This is a genomic window from Acinetobacter sp. yr461, assembly GCF_900110445.1.
Lineage (GTDB): Bacteria > Pseudomonadota > Gammaproteobacteria > Pseudomonadales > Moraxellaceae > Acinetobacter > Acinetobacter calcoaceticus.
In genome coordinates this window covers 100,224-117,184 of record NZ_FODU01000003.1, presented here as the reverse complement: position 1 = coordinate 117,184, position 16,961 = coordinate 100,224, and the positions used below count along the sequence as shown (strand labels likewise).

The 16,961-nt window shown below is 37.5% G+C and carries 9 protein-coding genes; 3 read left to right on the top strand and 6 right to left on the bottom strand.

Annotated features, from left to right (window positions below; genetic code table 11):
- Positions 1–102: 102 nt before the first annotated feature.
- The 3 genes from BMW38_RS06840 to BMW38_RS06830 all read right to left on the bottom strand — a co-directional run bounded on the left by BMW38_RS06840 (position 103) and on the right by BMW38_RS06830 (position 8,927).
- Positions 103–1,338, bottom strand: a complete 1,236-nt coding sequence (locus BMW38_RS06840) for a lactonase family protein (RefSeq protein WP_092706805.1) — start codon at positions 1,336–1,338, stop codon at positions 103–105.
- Positions 1,339–1,662: 324 nt separating this feature from the next.
- On the bottom strand, positions 1,663–6,168 hold the full coding sequence (locus BMW38_RS06835) for a translocation/assembly module TamB domain-containing protein (RefSeq protein ID WP_092706803.1): 4,506 nt from the start codon (positions 6,166–6,168) through the stop codon (positions 1,663–1,665).
- 26 nt (positions 6,169–6,194) lie between these two features.
- The gene (locus BMW38_RS06830) at positions 6,195–8,927 is read right to left on the bottom strand and encodes an autotransporter assembly complex protein TamA (RefSeq protein ID WP_213031113.1); all 2,733 of its coding nucleotides are present in this window, start codon (positions 8,925–8,927) and stop codon (positions 6,195–6,197) included.
- Positions 8,928–9,093: 166 nt separating this feature from the next.
- Between BMW38_RS06830 and BMW38_RS06825 the strand changes: the two genes are divergently transcribed.
- Positions 9,094–10,416: an MFS transporter gene (locus tag BMW38_RS06825; RefSeq protein ID WP_080758369.1), complete on the top strand. Its 1,323-nt coding sequence runs from the start codon at positions 9,094–9,096 to the stop codon at positions 10,414–10,416.
- Positions 10,417–10,419: 3 nt separating this feature from the next.
- Positions 10,420–11,055, top strand: a complete 636-nt coding sequence (gene coq7 / locus BMW38_RS06820; protein WP_005046369.1) for a 2-polyprenyl-3-methyl-6-methoxy-1,4-benzoquinone monooxygenase — start codon at positions 10,420–10,422, stop codon at positions 11,053–11,055.
- 44 nt (positions 11,056–11,099) lie between these two features.
- On the opposite strand, the gene BMW38_RS06815 is transcribed toward coq7, so the two are convergent.
- Positions 11,100–11,648: a DUF2799 domain-containing protein gene (locus tag BMW38_RS06815; protein ID WP_080027388.1), complete on the bottom strand. Its 549-nt coding sequence runs from the start codon at positions 11,646–11,648 to the stop codon at positions 11,100–11,102.
- Between the two features lie 404 nt (positions 11,649–12,052).
- On the opposite strand from BMW38_RS06815, the gene BMW38_RS06810 reads away from it, so the two are divergent.
- On the top strand, positions 12,053–13,477 hold the full coding sequence (locus tag BMW38_RS06810) for a glutamine synthetase family protein (protein WP_092706801.1): 1,425 nt from the start codon (positions 12,053–12,055) through the stop codon (positions 13,475–13,477).
- A gap of 101 nt (positions 13,478–13,578) precedes the next feature.
- Here BMW38_RS06810 and BMW38_RS06805 read toward each other — a convergent pair whose 3' ends face one another.
- Positions 13,579–14,295 (bottom strand): response regulator, encoded by a 717-nt coding sequence (locus tag BMW38_RS06805; protein ID WP_092706799.1) that lies wholly within the window; start codon positions 14,293–14,295, stop codon positions 13,579–13,581.
- A gap of 11 nt (positions 14,296–14,306) precedes the next feature.
- Positions 14,307–16,961, bottom strand: coding sequence for a sensor histidine kinase (locus BMW38_RS06800; RefSeq protein WP_092706797.1), 2,655 nt, complete (start codon positions 16,959–16,961; stop codon positions 14,307–14,309).

The following is a 16,961-nucleotide window of genomic DNA, read 5'->3' as shown; positions in this document are numbered from 1 at the left end:
ATACGGAAAATCATCATTTTTGCAAAAATTGCCATAAAAAAACCGAGATAAAAACCTCGGTCTTTTTATACAAGCATTAGAAATGCCAATTTCATAATTCAGTTAATTAAAAAATTTAATATCAGTCGGTGTTGATATTTTTGCTGCATCACCAACAGGTTTTAAGGTGCCATTTTTTGCATCAAAGCGGAATAAACTAATGTTATTACTAAAAACGTTTGTCACGTATAGGTATTTACCAGATGCATCGAATGAGAAAGCCCTTGGTTCAATACCATTCGCTTTATAAACTGTTGGTTTACCTAGCAATCCATTTTGTTGAATTTTAAATACCAAAAGTTTGTTGTCTGCACCACGATTAGCAGCAATCACATATTTGCCATTTGGGCTGAGGATAATTCCACTCGCACTCTTAAATTCAGGTGTTTTGTCCTCATGAATTAGTTTTAGCTCAGCTACTTTTTTCAAATGACCATCTTGCACGTTAAATGTCACAATTTCACTTCGCATTTCTGCGGTAATGTACGCATGTTTGCCATTTGGTGAAAAGACCATATGACGTGGACCAGAACCATGCGTAAAGGTCACATCTCGACTGCTATCCGCTTCGAGTGGTTGAGGCTTATTTGGGTGATAACGAAAGGTATAGACTTTGTCATTTCCAAGGTCGCTAGCATATAGATATTTACCATCGGGACTGAAAGTTGTCGAGTGTGCATGACCACTCTCCTGACGCCCTTTAACATGACCAGAACCTTCCGCGAAAACAATATTTTGAACCATTTCACCCAAATGACCGTTTGGCAAAATTGGCAAAACAGCCACCCCACCACGACCTTTATCGAATGCTGAATAGTTCGACACAAATAAGAATTTACCATCTAAACTGATTGATGCATGTGTTGGATGTCCACCATGGCTATTCACTGTGTTCAACACCTCTACCTTACCATTTTGAACTGATAAAGCAGTTACCGCTCCTTCATTTTCTTCATTAGTGGTATAGGCAAAACGACCATCTTTCGATTTTACAATCCAAGAAGGACTTTTCATTTTCAACACATTAATAGGAGTTAAAGTTCCATTGCTATTCACTTGAAGCTGGTACAAACCTTCACTGGCTTGTTTTGGTTTTTGCACAAGCGGTGCCTTAGGGATGGATGTCCATGTTCCCACTAAAGCGATTTGTTGCTGTGCAGCATTTACAGTGGAGCACCATCCAAATGACAAAAGCGTCAACGACAATGTTGCTTTTAACTTGTGAATTAGCCCACGATATTTAATATTTGTATCGTTGTCCTTGCCATATTTTATTTCAACATAAGTATCTATTTTCACGTTTATTTCCTTGAAAAATTCACCTTATTTGCACTTATCAACAAGGTATTATCAATCTAATTTCATTTAATGTTTCTGAAAACTAATTTATAAAACAGCAATTTTCAAGTGAATTTTCTTTAATCAGAAGTCTACTCAAGGTGGGCTTACTTTTAAGAGAATCGATGGTTTATATAGTAAATATTCAACTTTTTTAAATGTTATGAAGGTGTTATTAAATTAAAAGCCCACTTGAAGTGAGCTTTTAATTTATTTATTAGTGATTGAAACCAATCAAGGTATTCACAGTACTAACGTACTTTTCTAATGCTTAATTTCCATCTATTAGAAACGCCAGTTGTAGAAAAGATCGATTGCTCTTTCTAAAGATTGACTTGCTTCTAGATATAAACGGCGGTTCATTTGATAACGTAAAGTCAGCTTGTTGACTGGAGTAAACACACCGACACCATAACGAATAAATAGATCAGGTGTAATATAGCCAGTTAAGCTCACCTGAGTATCATCACCTGTACCTTGAGCATCTAAAGCTAATCCACTTAAACCGAAAGTGCGTCCAATCTGGTTAGTTAAAGCACGTGTACCGCCTAAGCCCATACTGATACCCGCAGCAGCAATGGTGTTATTTACATCAGACTTAAACCCTTCTGCATTACTTAAACCACTTGAACCCTCATTAATACGTCCTGTGACGAGCGCATTTAATGCTTCTTGCTCAGATAGTCCTGCATCATTATAAACCTGAATGTTTGGTGATGTCGCAGTACCTGTGACACGTACCCCAACCATACTACCCTGAACATTTTTGTTTGCATCTATATCTAATGTTGGGTTTGCCAATGGACCATTAAAACGCGCAATCGCTCGATTCAAATCTAGACTTTGTCCATAAGCTTCAATTTTCACTTTTTGACTGACACCAATTGCCCCGTTAGCTCTCATCGCAGTCTCGTAACCACGTTGACTTAAGTTTAGACGACCAACTAACGGAATATTACTGTTAAAGCCTTGGAATATTACTTGCTTTCCAATATTAACAGTAATATCAGCTCGGATATCCCAAGGTTTAGCAGCACGTAAAATTGCAAGCGGGTCTTGGCCTTGTCGAACTATGCGGACATCTGATGAAGTATTAATGACTGGAGCAGTTGTTTCTGGCATTGAAATTCGCGCACGAGGAACATCTACTGACCCTTTTAAGCTTAAACGCTTATCGAAAGGATACATATCAAGTGTAAGGTTTGGATTCGCAATTGCAGTAATTAATGGCGCCTGACGTACAAGTAAATTATCACCTTTGAGGTTTAATTGAAGACGCGGTGCATCTTTCCATTCAAAACTACCTTTTAAAAGCCCTACACCTTGACCGCTGTTAAACGCGCCATCAATTGTTGCTATGTTCTGACGAATTGATGAGTAAACCTGAACATTAGTTAAATTAACTGGCAGCGAAATCATACTGATTGCACCATTTTTCAGACGCATTTCACCAGTAAACTGTGGCTGAGTTAATGTACCGTTGACTTTACCAGCCAAGGCTAAAGTTCCACTTAGTGTGCGGACATCTTGAATAAATGGTTTCAAGACTTTTAATTGAACATCATTAAAAGCGACCTCACCATGCATTGGCATTGATGGCTGGAATGGATTGATAATAACATTCGCATATCCTGTACCAATATCAGGTGTTTTAACATCAACACGGAACAATAGACCTTCTGATACACTTTTTGCAATAACACTTAGTTCATCATAAGCCAGAGTGGTTGCAGGGTCTTGAGGATCTTCAGCAGCTAAACCGATTTCACCTTTGCGCGTAATTAAACGGGCATCAAGTTTTGGATTTCCTCCATTTACCCACGATGCCTTGGCATAACCATTTAATTGTCCAGTCATCGCTAAGCCTTCTGGCATAAATGCCGCGAAGTCACTTAAATCCATATTTTGAGTTACAAATGAAATATTACCGCGGGCCTTACTTACCCGTACCGGCTGGTCAAAGCAGAGCTGGCTATTCGCACTTTGCCAGCAGTGTTGACCTACATATAGCTCAGACCTTGCAGAAGAATAAATCACTGGAGCATTTTGATTTTGTGCTAAACGAATGCGTTTTGAATCAAAACTTCCTTTCTGAATTTGGCCTAACCAATCATTATTTTGGTTAAACCCGCCCGCCAACTGAACATAGAATTTGGAAATACTATTATTGCCGAGTACTTTCAATAGATGCGCTTTTCTTGTTCCAGTTAAATTCAATTCGGCAGACTGAATTTGTCTATTTCCACTCCGCAAATTATCTAATTTTGCGGTTAATTGAGTCGGTGTTGTTTCCGATGTTGGAAGCTCCCCTTGAATACTCAACCGCTTCACACTTACTAAAGTATTAAATGCAAAGTTATCTACTGCGATATTTGCTGTTGCTTTTAAACGTGGTTGTGATTGTACATTTAGGTCGCCATAAGCTCGACCACGCAACCCCGGATATAACTCGTAGAGTGCAGGTGCATTGAGCTTGATTTTCAGATTTTGTGCATTACCTGTCGCCTGTAGCTGATTCTGCCCATACACTAAAAATAAATTATTGGCTTCAAACTGCTGAGGAAAAAAGCCCTTTTGATTAGAGTCCATCAATAAAGATAAATTACCCTTACCTCGAACAGGTTTATTATTTATAAAGCCTGCAAGATTCAATTGCTGAATATTAATTCGTTTCAAATGGTCTGACCAAACTCCTTGAGTTTTCAGATTTCCTGAAATTTCACCTTTTACAGTTGAGGTAAAATATTGGGGTTTAAAACGTACCAATGAACTATTAATATCCCATGCAATGCCATCTTTTAAATTTACAGAACCTGTTGCATAGATTTTTCCAGCGATGCCATCATGCTGTAACTGGTTAATTCGAATAAAATCTGGTGTACCGGCTATAGAAAACTTCAATAAACCATTTGCCTGTTTTAAGGCTTTTAAAGATCCATCATAATTAACTGCAAAACCTTTAAAGCCACCACCAGCTTTCACATCATGGAATAATAATGCTGCTGTACTTTTACCACCTAAAGTTACAGTCTCTTGACCTGCTTGAGCCAGTCGACCCGTTAAATCAATTTTCTCAAATTGAATGATTTGCTGGTTTGGTTTAGCAAAACCATTTGCTTTAATCGAACCATTTAAAAGATTAACAGGCGCTGCTGCATGAATACTTTGTGGATTAAAATCTTTTGCATTTAACAATGCATTCCAAACCAACTGACGTTTTTCGGTAGGAAGCAACACTTTAGCCTGACCAGTTAAACTACCTTTTTCAGCAGTAAAACTAAAATTGGGAACATTTAAAACATTATCTTTAACATTTAGATTGGCTAGATATTGCCCTGCTGGCAATAAAGTTTTTTCATGCTGATATACTTTTGTAGCAACTTTAATGTCTTGCTGACCATCACGTAATGTTAAATCAACCTGACCACTGTCACTGCTTAACCATCCGATATAAGGCATTGCACGGTCTATTTTCGTCCAAGCTACATTCATGAGCATCGGTTGAGGTTTATTATTTTTTTCTGGGGCCTGATTAAACTTAAGCTTCCAAGACTCGTAACGGTCAAAATCAACATTAGCAAATACTTCAGTACCTTTTTCCAAAGAACCGGTTGAAGCAACAGCAGCATCTAAACTTGGCGGTAAAAAGTCTTGAACGACCGGAGGAATTGCTTTGTCTTTAGGATTAATATGGTCTAAACGGCCTTTGATATCCCAAGTAACATGATCTTTCCAATTCACCAGACCTTTAAGGTTAACAGCACCTTTCATGACTTGACCATTAAAATCAGTGATATTCAACTGATGAACCAAGTCAGTATTCATTAAAGCGTTGTATTGACCTTCAGGTAAATTCTCACCCTTTAAATCTGTATCAACTGCTAAATTAAGTTGTTTAATATCGCCTTGAAACTTGATCACACCATTTTTTGCAAATAATTTTTGCTCAATCAATAAAGGTAAATGATAATTTTTGAGTAATAACTCACCTTGCATTGGAACTTCATCACGAACAGGATGCAATACCGCCCAACCCGTTAACAAATCAGGTGTTGTTGTTGCAACACCAACTTTTAAAGTATCTAAACTTCCGCGAGCTGCGACTTTAATATTTTGAATATTTAAACTTTTTAAAGATGGGATTCTTAAATCTGCTGTAGCGTCTAATGGATATTTACCACTGAAATCCATTTTTCCTGTGGCATTGTGGACTGAAAGATAGCCCATATCCATACTGGATTTTTCAAATTCCAGTTTAGTCTCCGACCAAAGTGCATCTTGTAGATGAACATCATGAAAACTTACATCTGAGGTTGCTAGTTTAATTTCTAAATGATCAACATCGGCTTCATCAACACGTAGAACAAATGGCAACTTAATAGGCTTAAATTCAAACGCCTTACCAGAAGGCGGAGTTTTATTAATAATACGTAAGTTACGCACATCTGCATGGCTCAAATGCACTTCTTTTTCTAATAATAAAGAGCGCCAGCCTAAGCCTACATCAGCTCTATCTAAGGAAACATCAACATCCTTTAATTGCACCAAAACATTCTTAAGAATAATTCCGCGCAGTAAGTTCCCGCCTTCGTATTCATATTTAATTATTTTCTGAGCGTCTAAAACCCGATCTAATAAAAAACGACTTCCGCGATCTGTTGACATCATGATCACTAACGAAGACGCTAATAATAAAAATATGATCAATATCGTCAGCACGAAACTACGCAAAATACGCCGCTTCTTAGGAGAGCTAGGTGCCGAAGTTGGCTGCTGTTCTACGTCCGCCATAAAATAAACCTAATAAAATTTTATTTTTAAAGTTGTGGGCCTATAAAGAAATGTAAACGAATCGGATGGTTTTCATCTGAAATACCCGAAGCGACGTCTAAACGGATTGGTCCAATTGGAGACTTCCAGCGAATTCCAACCCCAACGCTATAAGCTGCTGGATTATTAAAGTCTTTATCATAGGCATTACCAAAGTCAGAGAAAACAGCTGCTCGCCAACCGTCCTTAAACTGATAATTATATTCTAAAGAACCGACAGCCAAAGCTTGTCCCCCAATTTTATATCCATCTACTTCTGGGGAAAGACTCTTATAGTCAAAGCCACGAATGGTTTGGTCACCACCTGTAAAGAATCTAAGATTGTATGGAACTTTGTCAAAATCATCGGTAAAAATGTAGCTTAAGTCAGATCTTCCAACAAATTGATGATCATCATTTTCACCAAGAGAGTAAATAAATCTCCAACCCGCACTTGCAATTGCCATATTGGCATCGGACAGTAAACTCTCGCTACCTAATTCTACTTTATAGGTTTGTTTAAAAGCCTTAGTTGGGTTCAAACGTGTATTACTAGAAGTTTTAGAAGTTTCATAACTAAATAATAATGCTTCTTGCTCTGATGCGGCAGTTTTAAAAGCATCTGGTAATTCAGAAATATCAACATTACCTTGTTGGGTTAAACGGTCTAAACGATAGCGGACACCAAAAGTATGTTGCCAGTTCCCTAACGGACGTTTAATGATACGCTCTCCACCAACAACAGCGGATTCAGTAAGTAAACTTACATCTGGACCAATATCATCACGGGTTTCACGCTCATATCCACCCACAATGTTAAAGTAATCATTTAATGGGTGTTTATAGGGAATACTATATCGGCCATCAATAGATTGACGAATTTGCGAAACTTCTAAGTTTGCATCAAAAGAATGACCATATTTATTGACAATAGAACGGCGATACTGACTACGTAAACGTGCGCCTGTATCGGTACCGTAACCAACACCTGTTTCTAAACTATTTAGCTTATCTGCATTTAAAGTCACAATGACTGGAATTCTTTTAGTTTCACGTGCTTGTGCTTGCAGGCGGTCCTGTTCAGTTTCTTGTTCTTCCTGCTGAACTGACGCACTTTGCAACATAGCAGTTTGAGGTTCTGCCTCTTTTGCCTTTTGTGTTCCTGCAAACTGTTTTTCATCGACTACGTTTTGTGTAACTTCTTTATTAGATGTGGCTAATTGACGTGCTTTAGCCAATTGTCGTTGTTCAGGTGAAAGTAAATTAGACTCATCAACATCAATGCTTTGTTCATCGACCAAAGCCTGTAAATCTGGTGGTAACTCAAGTCGTTTTTCAATTGGATCTGGTTTAACAGAGTCAACTAAAGTGTAATTAAAATAACGTGAGTTGGTTAGGTTATTTGCTAAAGTATTTACCCGCCAAAATGCATAGTCATCGCCCTCTTTCCACGGCGCCATACTTTCTAAAATATTCAAATTTAATGGCAAAGGTTTCGATGGATCACTCATACGAAACTCAACCTTATCTAATTTGTAACGCTCACCCGTTTCATAGCGTAAGTTAATATCAGCTTTATTTTCTGGCTGACTCACTTTCACATCATGCAAACGCCAGTAAGCATCAAAATAACCATTATTAGATGCGGCATCAACAATACGACTTTTAGTGGTTTCATATAAACCATGGTTAAAAATGTCACCTACATCCTGATCAGGAACTAAACGAATAACCTGAAACTGTGGTTGCTTTTCACCCGCACCAGTAAATTCAATATTTTGCTCATTAATTCGTACTGGTTCATTAGGCGTAACATTTACACGAACCCGACTCGAACTTAATTTTTCAAAGCGGAACTCAGCATTATAATAACCAACTGCCTGTGCTGCTTGATTACTTAATGTTCTAAGTTGGGGTAAAGCAGCATTGAAATCTTCAAATGACTCTTGAGTAAATGTCGATAACTTACCTTTAATGTTTTTAGCAAGCAAATCTGAAGCACCACTTACTTCTGCACTAATACGTGGTACTTGTTCCATTGGAATTGCACGTGGCGGACGCACTTTATTTAAAATACGCTTAAAGAAACCAGCTTGTTCAGGTGGTTCATCGGTCTCGGGCGTTAACTCTGGTAAGGTTTTTCCTGTTTCATTGGCTTCGACTACAATCTTGCTATCAGATTGAATCTCTTGCATAAGCTGGTCAATATTTACAGGTGCTTGTTTAATTTCCTGTACTTCAGACTGCGTTGCATCACTTACCGTTACTTCAGGTAGCTTCTGAGTCCCATTTTGAAAACTCTGCGCTTCATTTTTAGCTTCTTCTGCTACCCTATAAATTTCATTTGCCATATTTTGGTCAACAGGCATATCTGGTAAATCTTCGAGATTATCCAGTGTAATTGGCTTAAATTCGTCAATTTGATTTGGAAATTGTTCTTGTTGTTGCAATATAGCCAAGCTATCTTGTTGTTGCTGAGCTTGGGTAACAAGTGTAGCAATATCTATAATTGGAGCAGTAGTTTGCTGATCCACTGACGCTAATTGTTCTGCTGAAGTATCAGACACAGTTGCACTTGCAGTTGATGAACTAGCTGCGACAGAAGTTTGAGCAAAGCTTGGTGTTACACAAACTGTTAACAACAAGCTGCTACAAATAAGTTTAGGAATCCCCTGCATTTTTAAAATTAAATGCATAGAATGAGTGAGAGTTGACTGTTTAAACTTAATTTTAGAAGGCATAGAAAACTCTAGACTTATTTTTTAATAAAACGCACCAAGGTAAGTGTAAAACTCACTCAAAACCATTGATTTTTCATTTAATCAAGCGTTAAAAATATCATACATGGTTTTCGATGCAAATTAACACTCGGTCACATTTTTTTATAAAACACAATGAAGTTTGCACATGATGAAACAAGATGAGCACCTGATGACATCACGTCGGTTCGTACCGATGTTTTTTACCCAGTTTTTTGGCGCATTAAATGATAACGTTTTTAAGCAAGCTTTATTATTAGTGATTACCTATGGTTTGATTCAGCAACAATCTGCCCCAGTAAGTACCCTTAATAACTTAGCGGCTCTCTTGTTTATTTTGCCCTATTTCTTTTTTTCGGCCACTGCTGGACAAATTGCAGATAAATATGAGCGTTCACAACTTGTTCGTGGCATAAAAATTTTAGAAATTATTATTATGCTCATTGGTTCTGCTGGTTTTTTATTGGGGCACTTATGGTTGCTTCTTCTTGCTTTATTCTTAATGGGTACACATTCCACATTCTTTGGACCCATCAAGTACGCAATTTTGCCTGAAATTTTAAAGCCGCACGAGTTAATGTCTGGCAATGCTCTGTTTCAATCGGGCACTTCAATGGCAATTTTATTTGGGATGATTTTAGGTGGTGCTGTAATTGCATCATCACATGGAAACTTATTGTGGATTAGTCTTACTGTTGTGATTATTGCTTGCATAGGCTATTTATGTAGTCGCTTCATTTTACCTCAAAAAGTTGCTGCTCCCGATTTAAAGATTGACTGGAATTTCATTCGTACGAGTTTTCAAACCATTAAATATGCCAAAAGCTTACCTTTAGTGTTCACTATTTTGTTAGGTAACTCATGGTACTGGTTTTATGGCGCTACTTATTTAACGCAAATTCCACAGCTCACCCAACAAAACCTGCATGCTTCAGAAAATGTCGTCAGCCTTTTGCTTACTTTCTTTTCAGTCGGTATTGGTGTCGGGTCACTTCTTTGCCGTAAAATTGGTGGTTCAGAAATTAATATAAAAATGGTGCCGATTGGTGCTATTGGCCTAACTGTTTTTGCATTATATCTTGCTGCCAGTTTAGCTTTTGTTCCCGAAAGAACTGGTGCATTACTTACATTAAAAGATATATTTACTCAAGGTTGGGTTTACTATCATGTGATGTTAGCAGTGACTTTACTGGGGATTAGTGGCGGTTTTTATATTGTTCCCCTTTATGCCATGATGCAGGCTTATTCTCCGCGCTCACATCGTGCCCGTGTTGTTGCGGCTAATAACATTTTAAATGCAGTTTTTATGGTTTCTTCTGCAATTTTTTCAATCTTAATCTTAAGTGTTTTAAAAATTGATATTAAAATACTTTTTATTATTACAGCTGTACTTAGTGCAATCTTTAGTATTTGGCTTCTAGCACGACTAAAACCAATGCTTGCCACAGCACATCTTTCTTTGGAGGACTAATTTATGCGCCACTATACTGGAATTGATCAACTCATTAACTCTTTTGATCAGGCGTTACGTAGTCTTGTTCCGGGTGCAACAGCAGCACAGCGCCAAAATCCAGCCGAAACAGTTGAAGCAAAACTAGGGGTAGAAGATGCTCGCCATGTAGCGGGTTTAATGCGAGTTAACCATAGTGGTGAAGTCTGTGCTCAAGCCCTTTATCATGGACAAGCATTAACTGCAAAATTACCCAATGTGCGTCAAGAAATGCAACAAGCAGCAATTGAAGAACAAGATCATTTAGCTTGGTGTGAAGTTCGCTTAAAAGAGTTAAATAGTCATACCAGTTTATTAAACCCAATATGGTATGGGCTTTCATATGGCATGGGTGCTCTTGCGGGTATTGCTGGTGATAAATATAGCTTAGGTTTTGTGGCTGAAACGGAGCGTCAAGTCAGCCTTCATTTACAAGACCATTTAAAACAGCTACCAGCTCAAGATGATCGCTCTCGTAAAATTTTAGAGCAAATGAATGAAGATGAATTGCATCATCGTCACACTGCACTTGAAGCAGGTGGCGTTGAATTACCATATGCAGTAAAAATCACCATGACAGCCATTTCAAAATTAATGACAAAAACCAGTTATTACCTTTAAAAAAACAAAGGATTGATCTGAACCAGATCAATCCTTTTCAACTATTATTTTAAGCCGTGATCATATTTAAAACGTTCGATATCGCGAATTGAGTTCCAATAGTTTCGATTAATACGGTCACGATCAATTTGTAATTCTTTTAAAAGTTTACGATAACGTTCACGCTCTTCTGGCTTTAATTTTTCGTTGTACGCGTTATCAGAATATTGCTTAAACTTTTCGTCATAACGATCATATTCATTTTTTGCATTGTAGTAATCGGAAGCTGCCTGATAATAAGGTCTTAAACGATTACGCTGCTCAACTGGGCACACATTGATATTGCCACTACCCTCTAAAGCGTTATAAAAAATATTTGTTGGCTGGCAATAATACCCCAGACCTTCTTTATACCCACGTTCATATGACTTTTGATCTGGAACAATATTGGCTTTTCCGCATGCTTTGTAATATTGATCTAAACGTGGCGACGAACCTTTTGAACCATCTTTCTCACCCACTAATGACCAATTCGCAGTCTTACATTCTTCTACGCTCATTGCAGCACAACCTGAAAGGCTGATGGCTAGAATGGCTAAACCGATATTTTTCATATTAAGAGAACTCAAAAAATAAATTTAAAAAACGCAAAAATAAAATTCCAGTAAATACCCTAAAAGGTCTTGCTCTATTCAAGACTTCAAAAATAAGTGACTCACTGGATAAGCCTTTAAGTTTAAATCAGTTTGACCATCTCACCAAATTGAAAGGCCATAATTCCTAACATTGTTTAATTTAAAAATAAAATTCGAAGAAATTTGCTAACTCTTAGACTACCCTTATACGCTAATTTTACTTAAATTTTTAATTATAAAAATTAGACTCAAATAATTGATTATTCATACAAAAAATTTAAATACTCCCAAAATCATTCTTTAATCATTTTACTCTTTTTTTATGCTATTAACCTTACAGCTTGCGGTAGGATTTTAGCTAAATAACCACCAAGGTTTTTATAATGAGTACGCATATTTATCCAAACTTAAACTTACAAGACTCTCACCTTAAGGCTTTTAAAATATCAGACGATTTTACTCCACCAACACAGGCCGATACGTTCCAACCCGATTTATTTTTGAAAGAAGTCGATGAATATTTAAACTCATATCCTCATACTCAGCATATTGATATTTGCCTACATGATTTAAACGGACATATTCGTGGCAAACGAATTGATGTTAAAAGTTTGAGAAATCTCTCCAACGGATGTTATTTTCCACTTTCTGTTTATGCAATGAGTCTTGATGGAAAAGTTATTGAAGAGACAGGCCTAGGAAAATATATTGGTGAACCAGACAGACTTTGCCTGCCCATTTTAGGCAGCTTGCAACCAAATGCCTTATCCCCTGAATTGAATGCTCAGCTTTACCTATCCATGCAAGAAGAACATGGCTCAGATTGTCGATATGAACCACGCAATATATTAAAAAAATTATTAAATCAGTTACACGCCGACAATTATTTTCCAGTTATGGCTGCTGAGTTAGAGTTTTATCTTTTCTCAACCAACCATCACACTGAAACATGTTTGGAAAATCAATGTTTTGACATAGATGCACCAAATAACTATCAACAAGTCTTAGAAGAAGTTGAAAAAGCCGCCCTACTACAATCTATTGAAATTACCGCTATTGTTGCAGAGTCATCACCTGGACAATACGAACTAAACCTTCAACACACTCATGATATTTTAAAGCTGTGCGATCAAATTAATGCTTTAAAAAGAATTGTAAAACAAGTCGCAAGAAAGCATGACTTAACTGCCTGTTTCATGGCGAAACCGAACTTGGCAAAGGCTGGTAGTGGCATGCATTTTCATATGAGCATGCTTAATCAGTACCATGAAAATGTATTTAGTTCAGAAGTAGAAAAAGATGAACCTTCGGCCAAATTACTCAGCGCGATTAGTGGCCTAATTGAATTAATGCCTGCATCTATGGCGATTTTAGCACCCAATATTAATTCTTATAGACGCTTTAAAATTGGGCACCATGTACCATTAGAAGCAAATTGGGGTACCAATAATCGTAATGTCGCAATCCGTATTCCATGCTCAGATTTGAAAAATCAACGTCTAGAGTATCGTGTTGCAGGAGCGGACTGTAATCCTTATCTGGTTACAGCTACGATTTTAGCTGGTGTGTCTTACGGCTTATCTCATAAGTTAACGCTACCAAAACCTGCACATCTTTTAAAATTTCCTGATGAGCACATTCTATTAGCCAACAATCAGCCAGAAGCATTAAAAATATTTAAAGGGAGTCTTATTTTAAAAGGATATTTAGGGGCAGACTTTGTAGAGCATTGGTACACAGTTAAACAGGCTGAATATCAAAATATTTATAGTCAAATGACCGAAGCAGAACAACATTGGGATATATAACTAAAAAAATACTATGACATAAAAATAAAGAAACACTGTATTTAGCGAACCCTTAGGGAGAAATTCCCTAAGGTTTTTTTTATATTTAATTAATAATCCAATTAATAATTTTTCTGTTTAGCTAAAAAACGTAATCCAACACCTGGTTCAGTTGCAATATAACGTGGATGAATTGCATTATCTCCAAGTTTACCGCGCAACTTGCCCACTAAAATACGTAAATAATGAGTATCTTCCTGATGGGTTGGTCCCCATAGTTCTTTTAATAGTTGTGGCTGTGTTAAAAGCTGCCCTTGATAGCGCATTAACAGCGTCAACAGTTGAAACTCTTTGCGAGTTAAAGTAATTGGCTGTTGCTCGATCCATACTAAACGTTGCATAACATCTACTTTAAGGTAGCCATCATCATAAACATGAGCTTCTTGCTGAATGGGTTGGTTTCTTAAAATGACTCGTATGCGCGCTAATAACTCTTGCACACTAAAAGGCTTGGTCATGTAGTCATTTGCACCCGCATCTAGCAAGGCAACTTTTTCATATTCATCTGCGCGTACAGATAAAACAATCACAGGAACATTCGACCAACTACGTAACTCTTGAAGCACTTCTTTACCGTCTAAATCTGGCAAACCCAAATCTAAAATAACTAAATCAGCACCTTGTGTGGCCAAAGCCTCCAAACCTTTGTAACCAGTCTCACAGAGCGTGGTTTTGTATTTTTGTGTTCTTAAAGCAATGTCTAAAAATTTACGGATTTGCGGCTCATCATCAATAATCACAATACGTGTTTCTACAGGTGATGTTTCTGAACTTATCATGACTTTACAACTTATTCTTTTACTGGATGAATGGGTAGTTTGATTTGAATTAAAGTACCTTTATTTTGGCGACCTGAAAATGCTTCTATTGTACCCATATGAGCACCAATAATCGCTTTCACAATTGTCAGTCCTAAACCTGTACCGAATTTTCCACGGTCTCCACGTTCCATAGTATAAAACATATCGAAAATGCGGTTTCTTTCATCTTCAGGAATTCCCGCTCCTCTATCTTCAATTTCTATTTTCACTTCATCTTCAAACAAAAGAGAAGCCCGAATCATGACTGGTTCATCTGGAGGTGAAAAGTTTGCAGCATTTTCTAAAACATTAAAAATAGCTTGCTCTACCAGTGCTGGATGAACATATAAACTAATGGTTTGTTCAGGTAATTCGACCAACACTTGAGTATCTGGTTTATAACGCTTCAAACGGCGGGTTGCAGAACCAATTAATTCATCGATACCAATCCAGTCTCTTTTTAAAGATAGACCTTCATGCCCCAAACGTGTCATATCAAGCAAATTCTGAATATAACGATCTAAGCGCTCGCCTTCTAAATGAATAGTTTCGAGTAAATCTTGCTGGTCTTGCTCTGACATATCTGCTTTAAAATGGGCCAGCGTATCAGCTGCTCCAATAATAGAAGCAAGTGGTGAACGTAAATCATGCGATACCGACGATAATAAAGCAGAACGTAATCGCTCTGTTTCACTGGTTACTTTTGCTTGTTCAAGTTCATTAACAAGTTGGGTCCGGAGTGCTGCCTGCGCAATATATTCAATTACACTTTCAGTCAGTTTTTTTTGCTCAAAATTTAAAGAAATAACTTCATCTTTAAAGTAGATTCCCACAATACCTAGGCTATTTTTTTGTTCTAAAAGTGGTAAAAACCACCAGTTTGACTGACTAAGCGTATCGGTAAAACGCCCACATGGTTGTTGATGCTTCAAACACCAATCTGCTGCCACTTTTTCTTTATCGTTTAGCTCTATGTCAGATGAAATCACTCTATCTTGAATAGAAATCCATACTTTAGTTTGAAGTTGTGTTTCTAAGGTCATACGTCCTGTTTGCATGACTTCTTCAAGGTTCACTGCACGAGAAAGTTTACGCGCCAAATCTTGCATCACAGTAGTGTAGGCATTCGCAGCTTTTAAAGACAAAACCTGCTGACGTAATTGAGAAGCTAAGCGTCCAGCGATTAAAGCTGCTGCAAAAAAAGCAACAACGGTAACCACACCTTGATGTGCTGAAATCTGTAAGGTAAAACGCGGTGCAATAAAGAAAAAGTTATAAGCCAAGAAACAGATTAAAGCTGCCACGACAGCAACGAGCATTCTGGTTTTAGTTGCAACAATTAAAACTGAAATAATAAAAATGACAGAAAAGTCTTCAATACCAAATAATACTTCAGCAAAGTGCGCTATAAAAATACTGGCACACGTAACAACTAAAACAAAAATACTTTCTTTTAGTGATAAAAATGATGGCTTTTCAAGCTGAGTTGTCTTTTTAGTACCCTGTTCAGGATGCAAAATAGTTAAAGCAATTGAGTTTTCTTGATTCAATAATTGTTGAGCTAAATTTTTCTTAAATAACTTTAACCACCACGGCGAAATACTTTTACCAATGACCAGATTTGAGATTCCCCTATCCACAGCAGCATCCATTAAAACAGATGCAACCTGATTGCCATATATTACTTCTGTTCGACCACCGAGTTGTCGAGCCAGTTCAAATGCACGGTCGATCTCGATATATTCTTTTTTATATGAACTTTCTAAACTCTGCCCAAAGTCCAAACTTTTAGCAACATTCACTACAGTCCACGTAGCCCCATAACGTTCTGCTAAACGACAACCCGCCCGTACTAAATACTCTGAAGAACCTTGCCCATCTATCGCAATCATTAATTCATTTTGCAACGATATAGACTTCAAACCTTTAGAGGCATAACTCTCTTTTAAATCTGAATCGACATGTTCCGCAACGCATTGCATTGCTAGTTCACGTAGTGCAGTTAAATTTGAAATGCTAAAAAAGCCTTGTAATGCTAGATTTGCTTGATCGGGCACATACACTTTTCCTTGATGAAGCCTTTCAATGAGTTCACTGACTGGCAAATCAATTAAACGAATGTCTCGAATACGATCAAATACTCTATCTGGTACAGTTTCACTTACCCTAATGCCAGTAATCTGGTACACCACATCATTTAGGCTTTCTAAATGCTGAATATTCATGGTAGTAAATACATCAATACCTGCATCTAGTAATTCATTGACATCTTGCCAACGGCGTTCATGGCGACTGTTCGGTATGTTGCGATGAGCCAACTCATCAACTAAAACGATTTCGGGATGCCTAAGTAAAATAGCATCCAAGTCCATTTCTTCTAAAGTGTGCCCCTGATATTGCATTTCCTTTCTAGCAATTTGAGGCAACCCTTCCAAAATTTTTAGAGTTTCTATTCTCCCATGGGTTTCAACAATACCAACAACAACATCTGTACCCTGTTGAAATAACTCTTTGGCACGAGCAAGCATGGCATAGGTTTTTCCAACACCAGGCGCCGCACCGAGAAAGACCGTTAGTCGACCGGCTTGATATCTGTTGACATGATTTAATAAGGCCTCAGCCTGATTTTCGCGATTGCTTTGCAC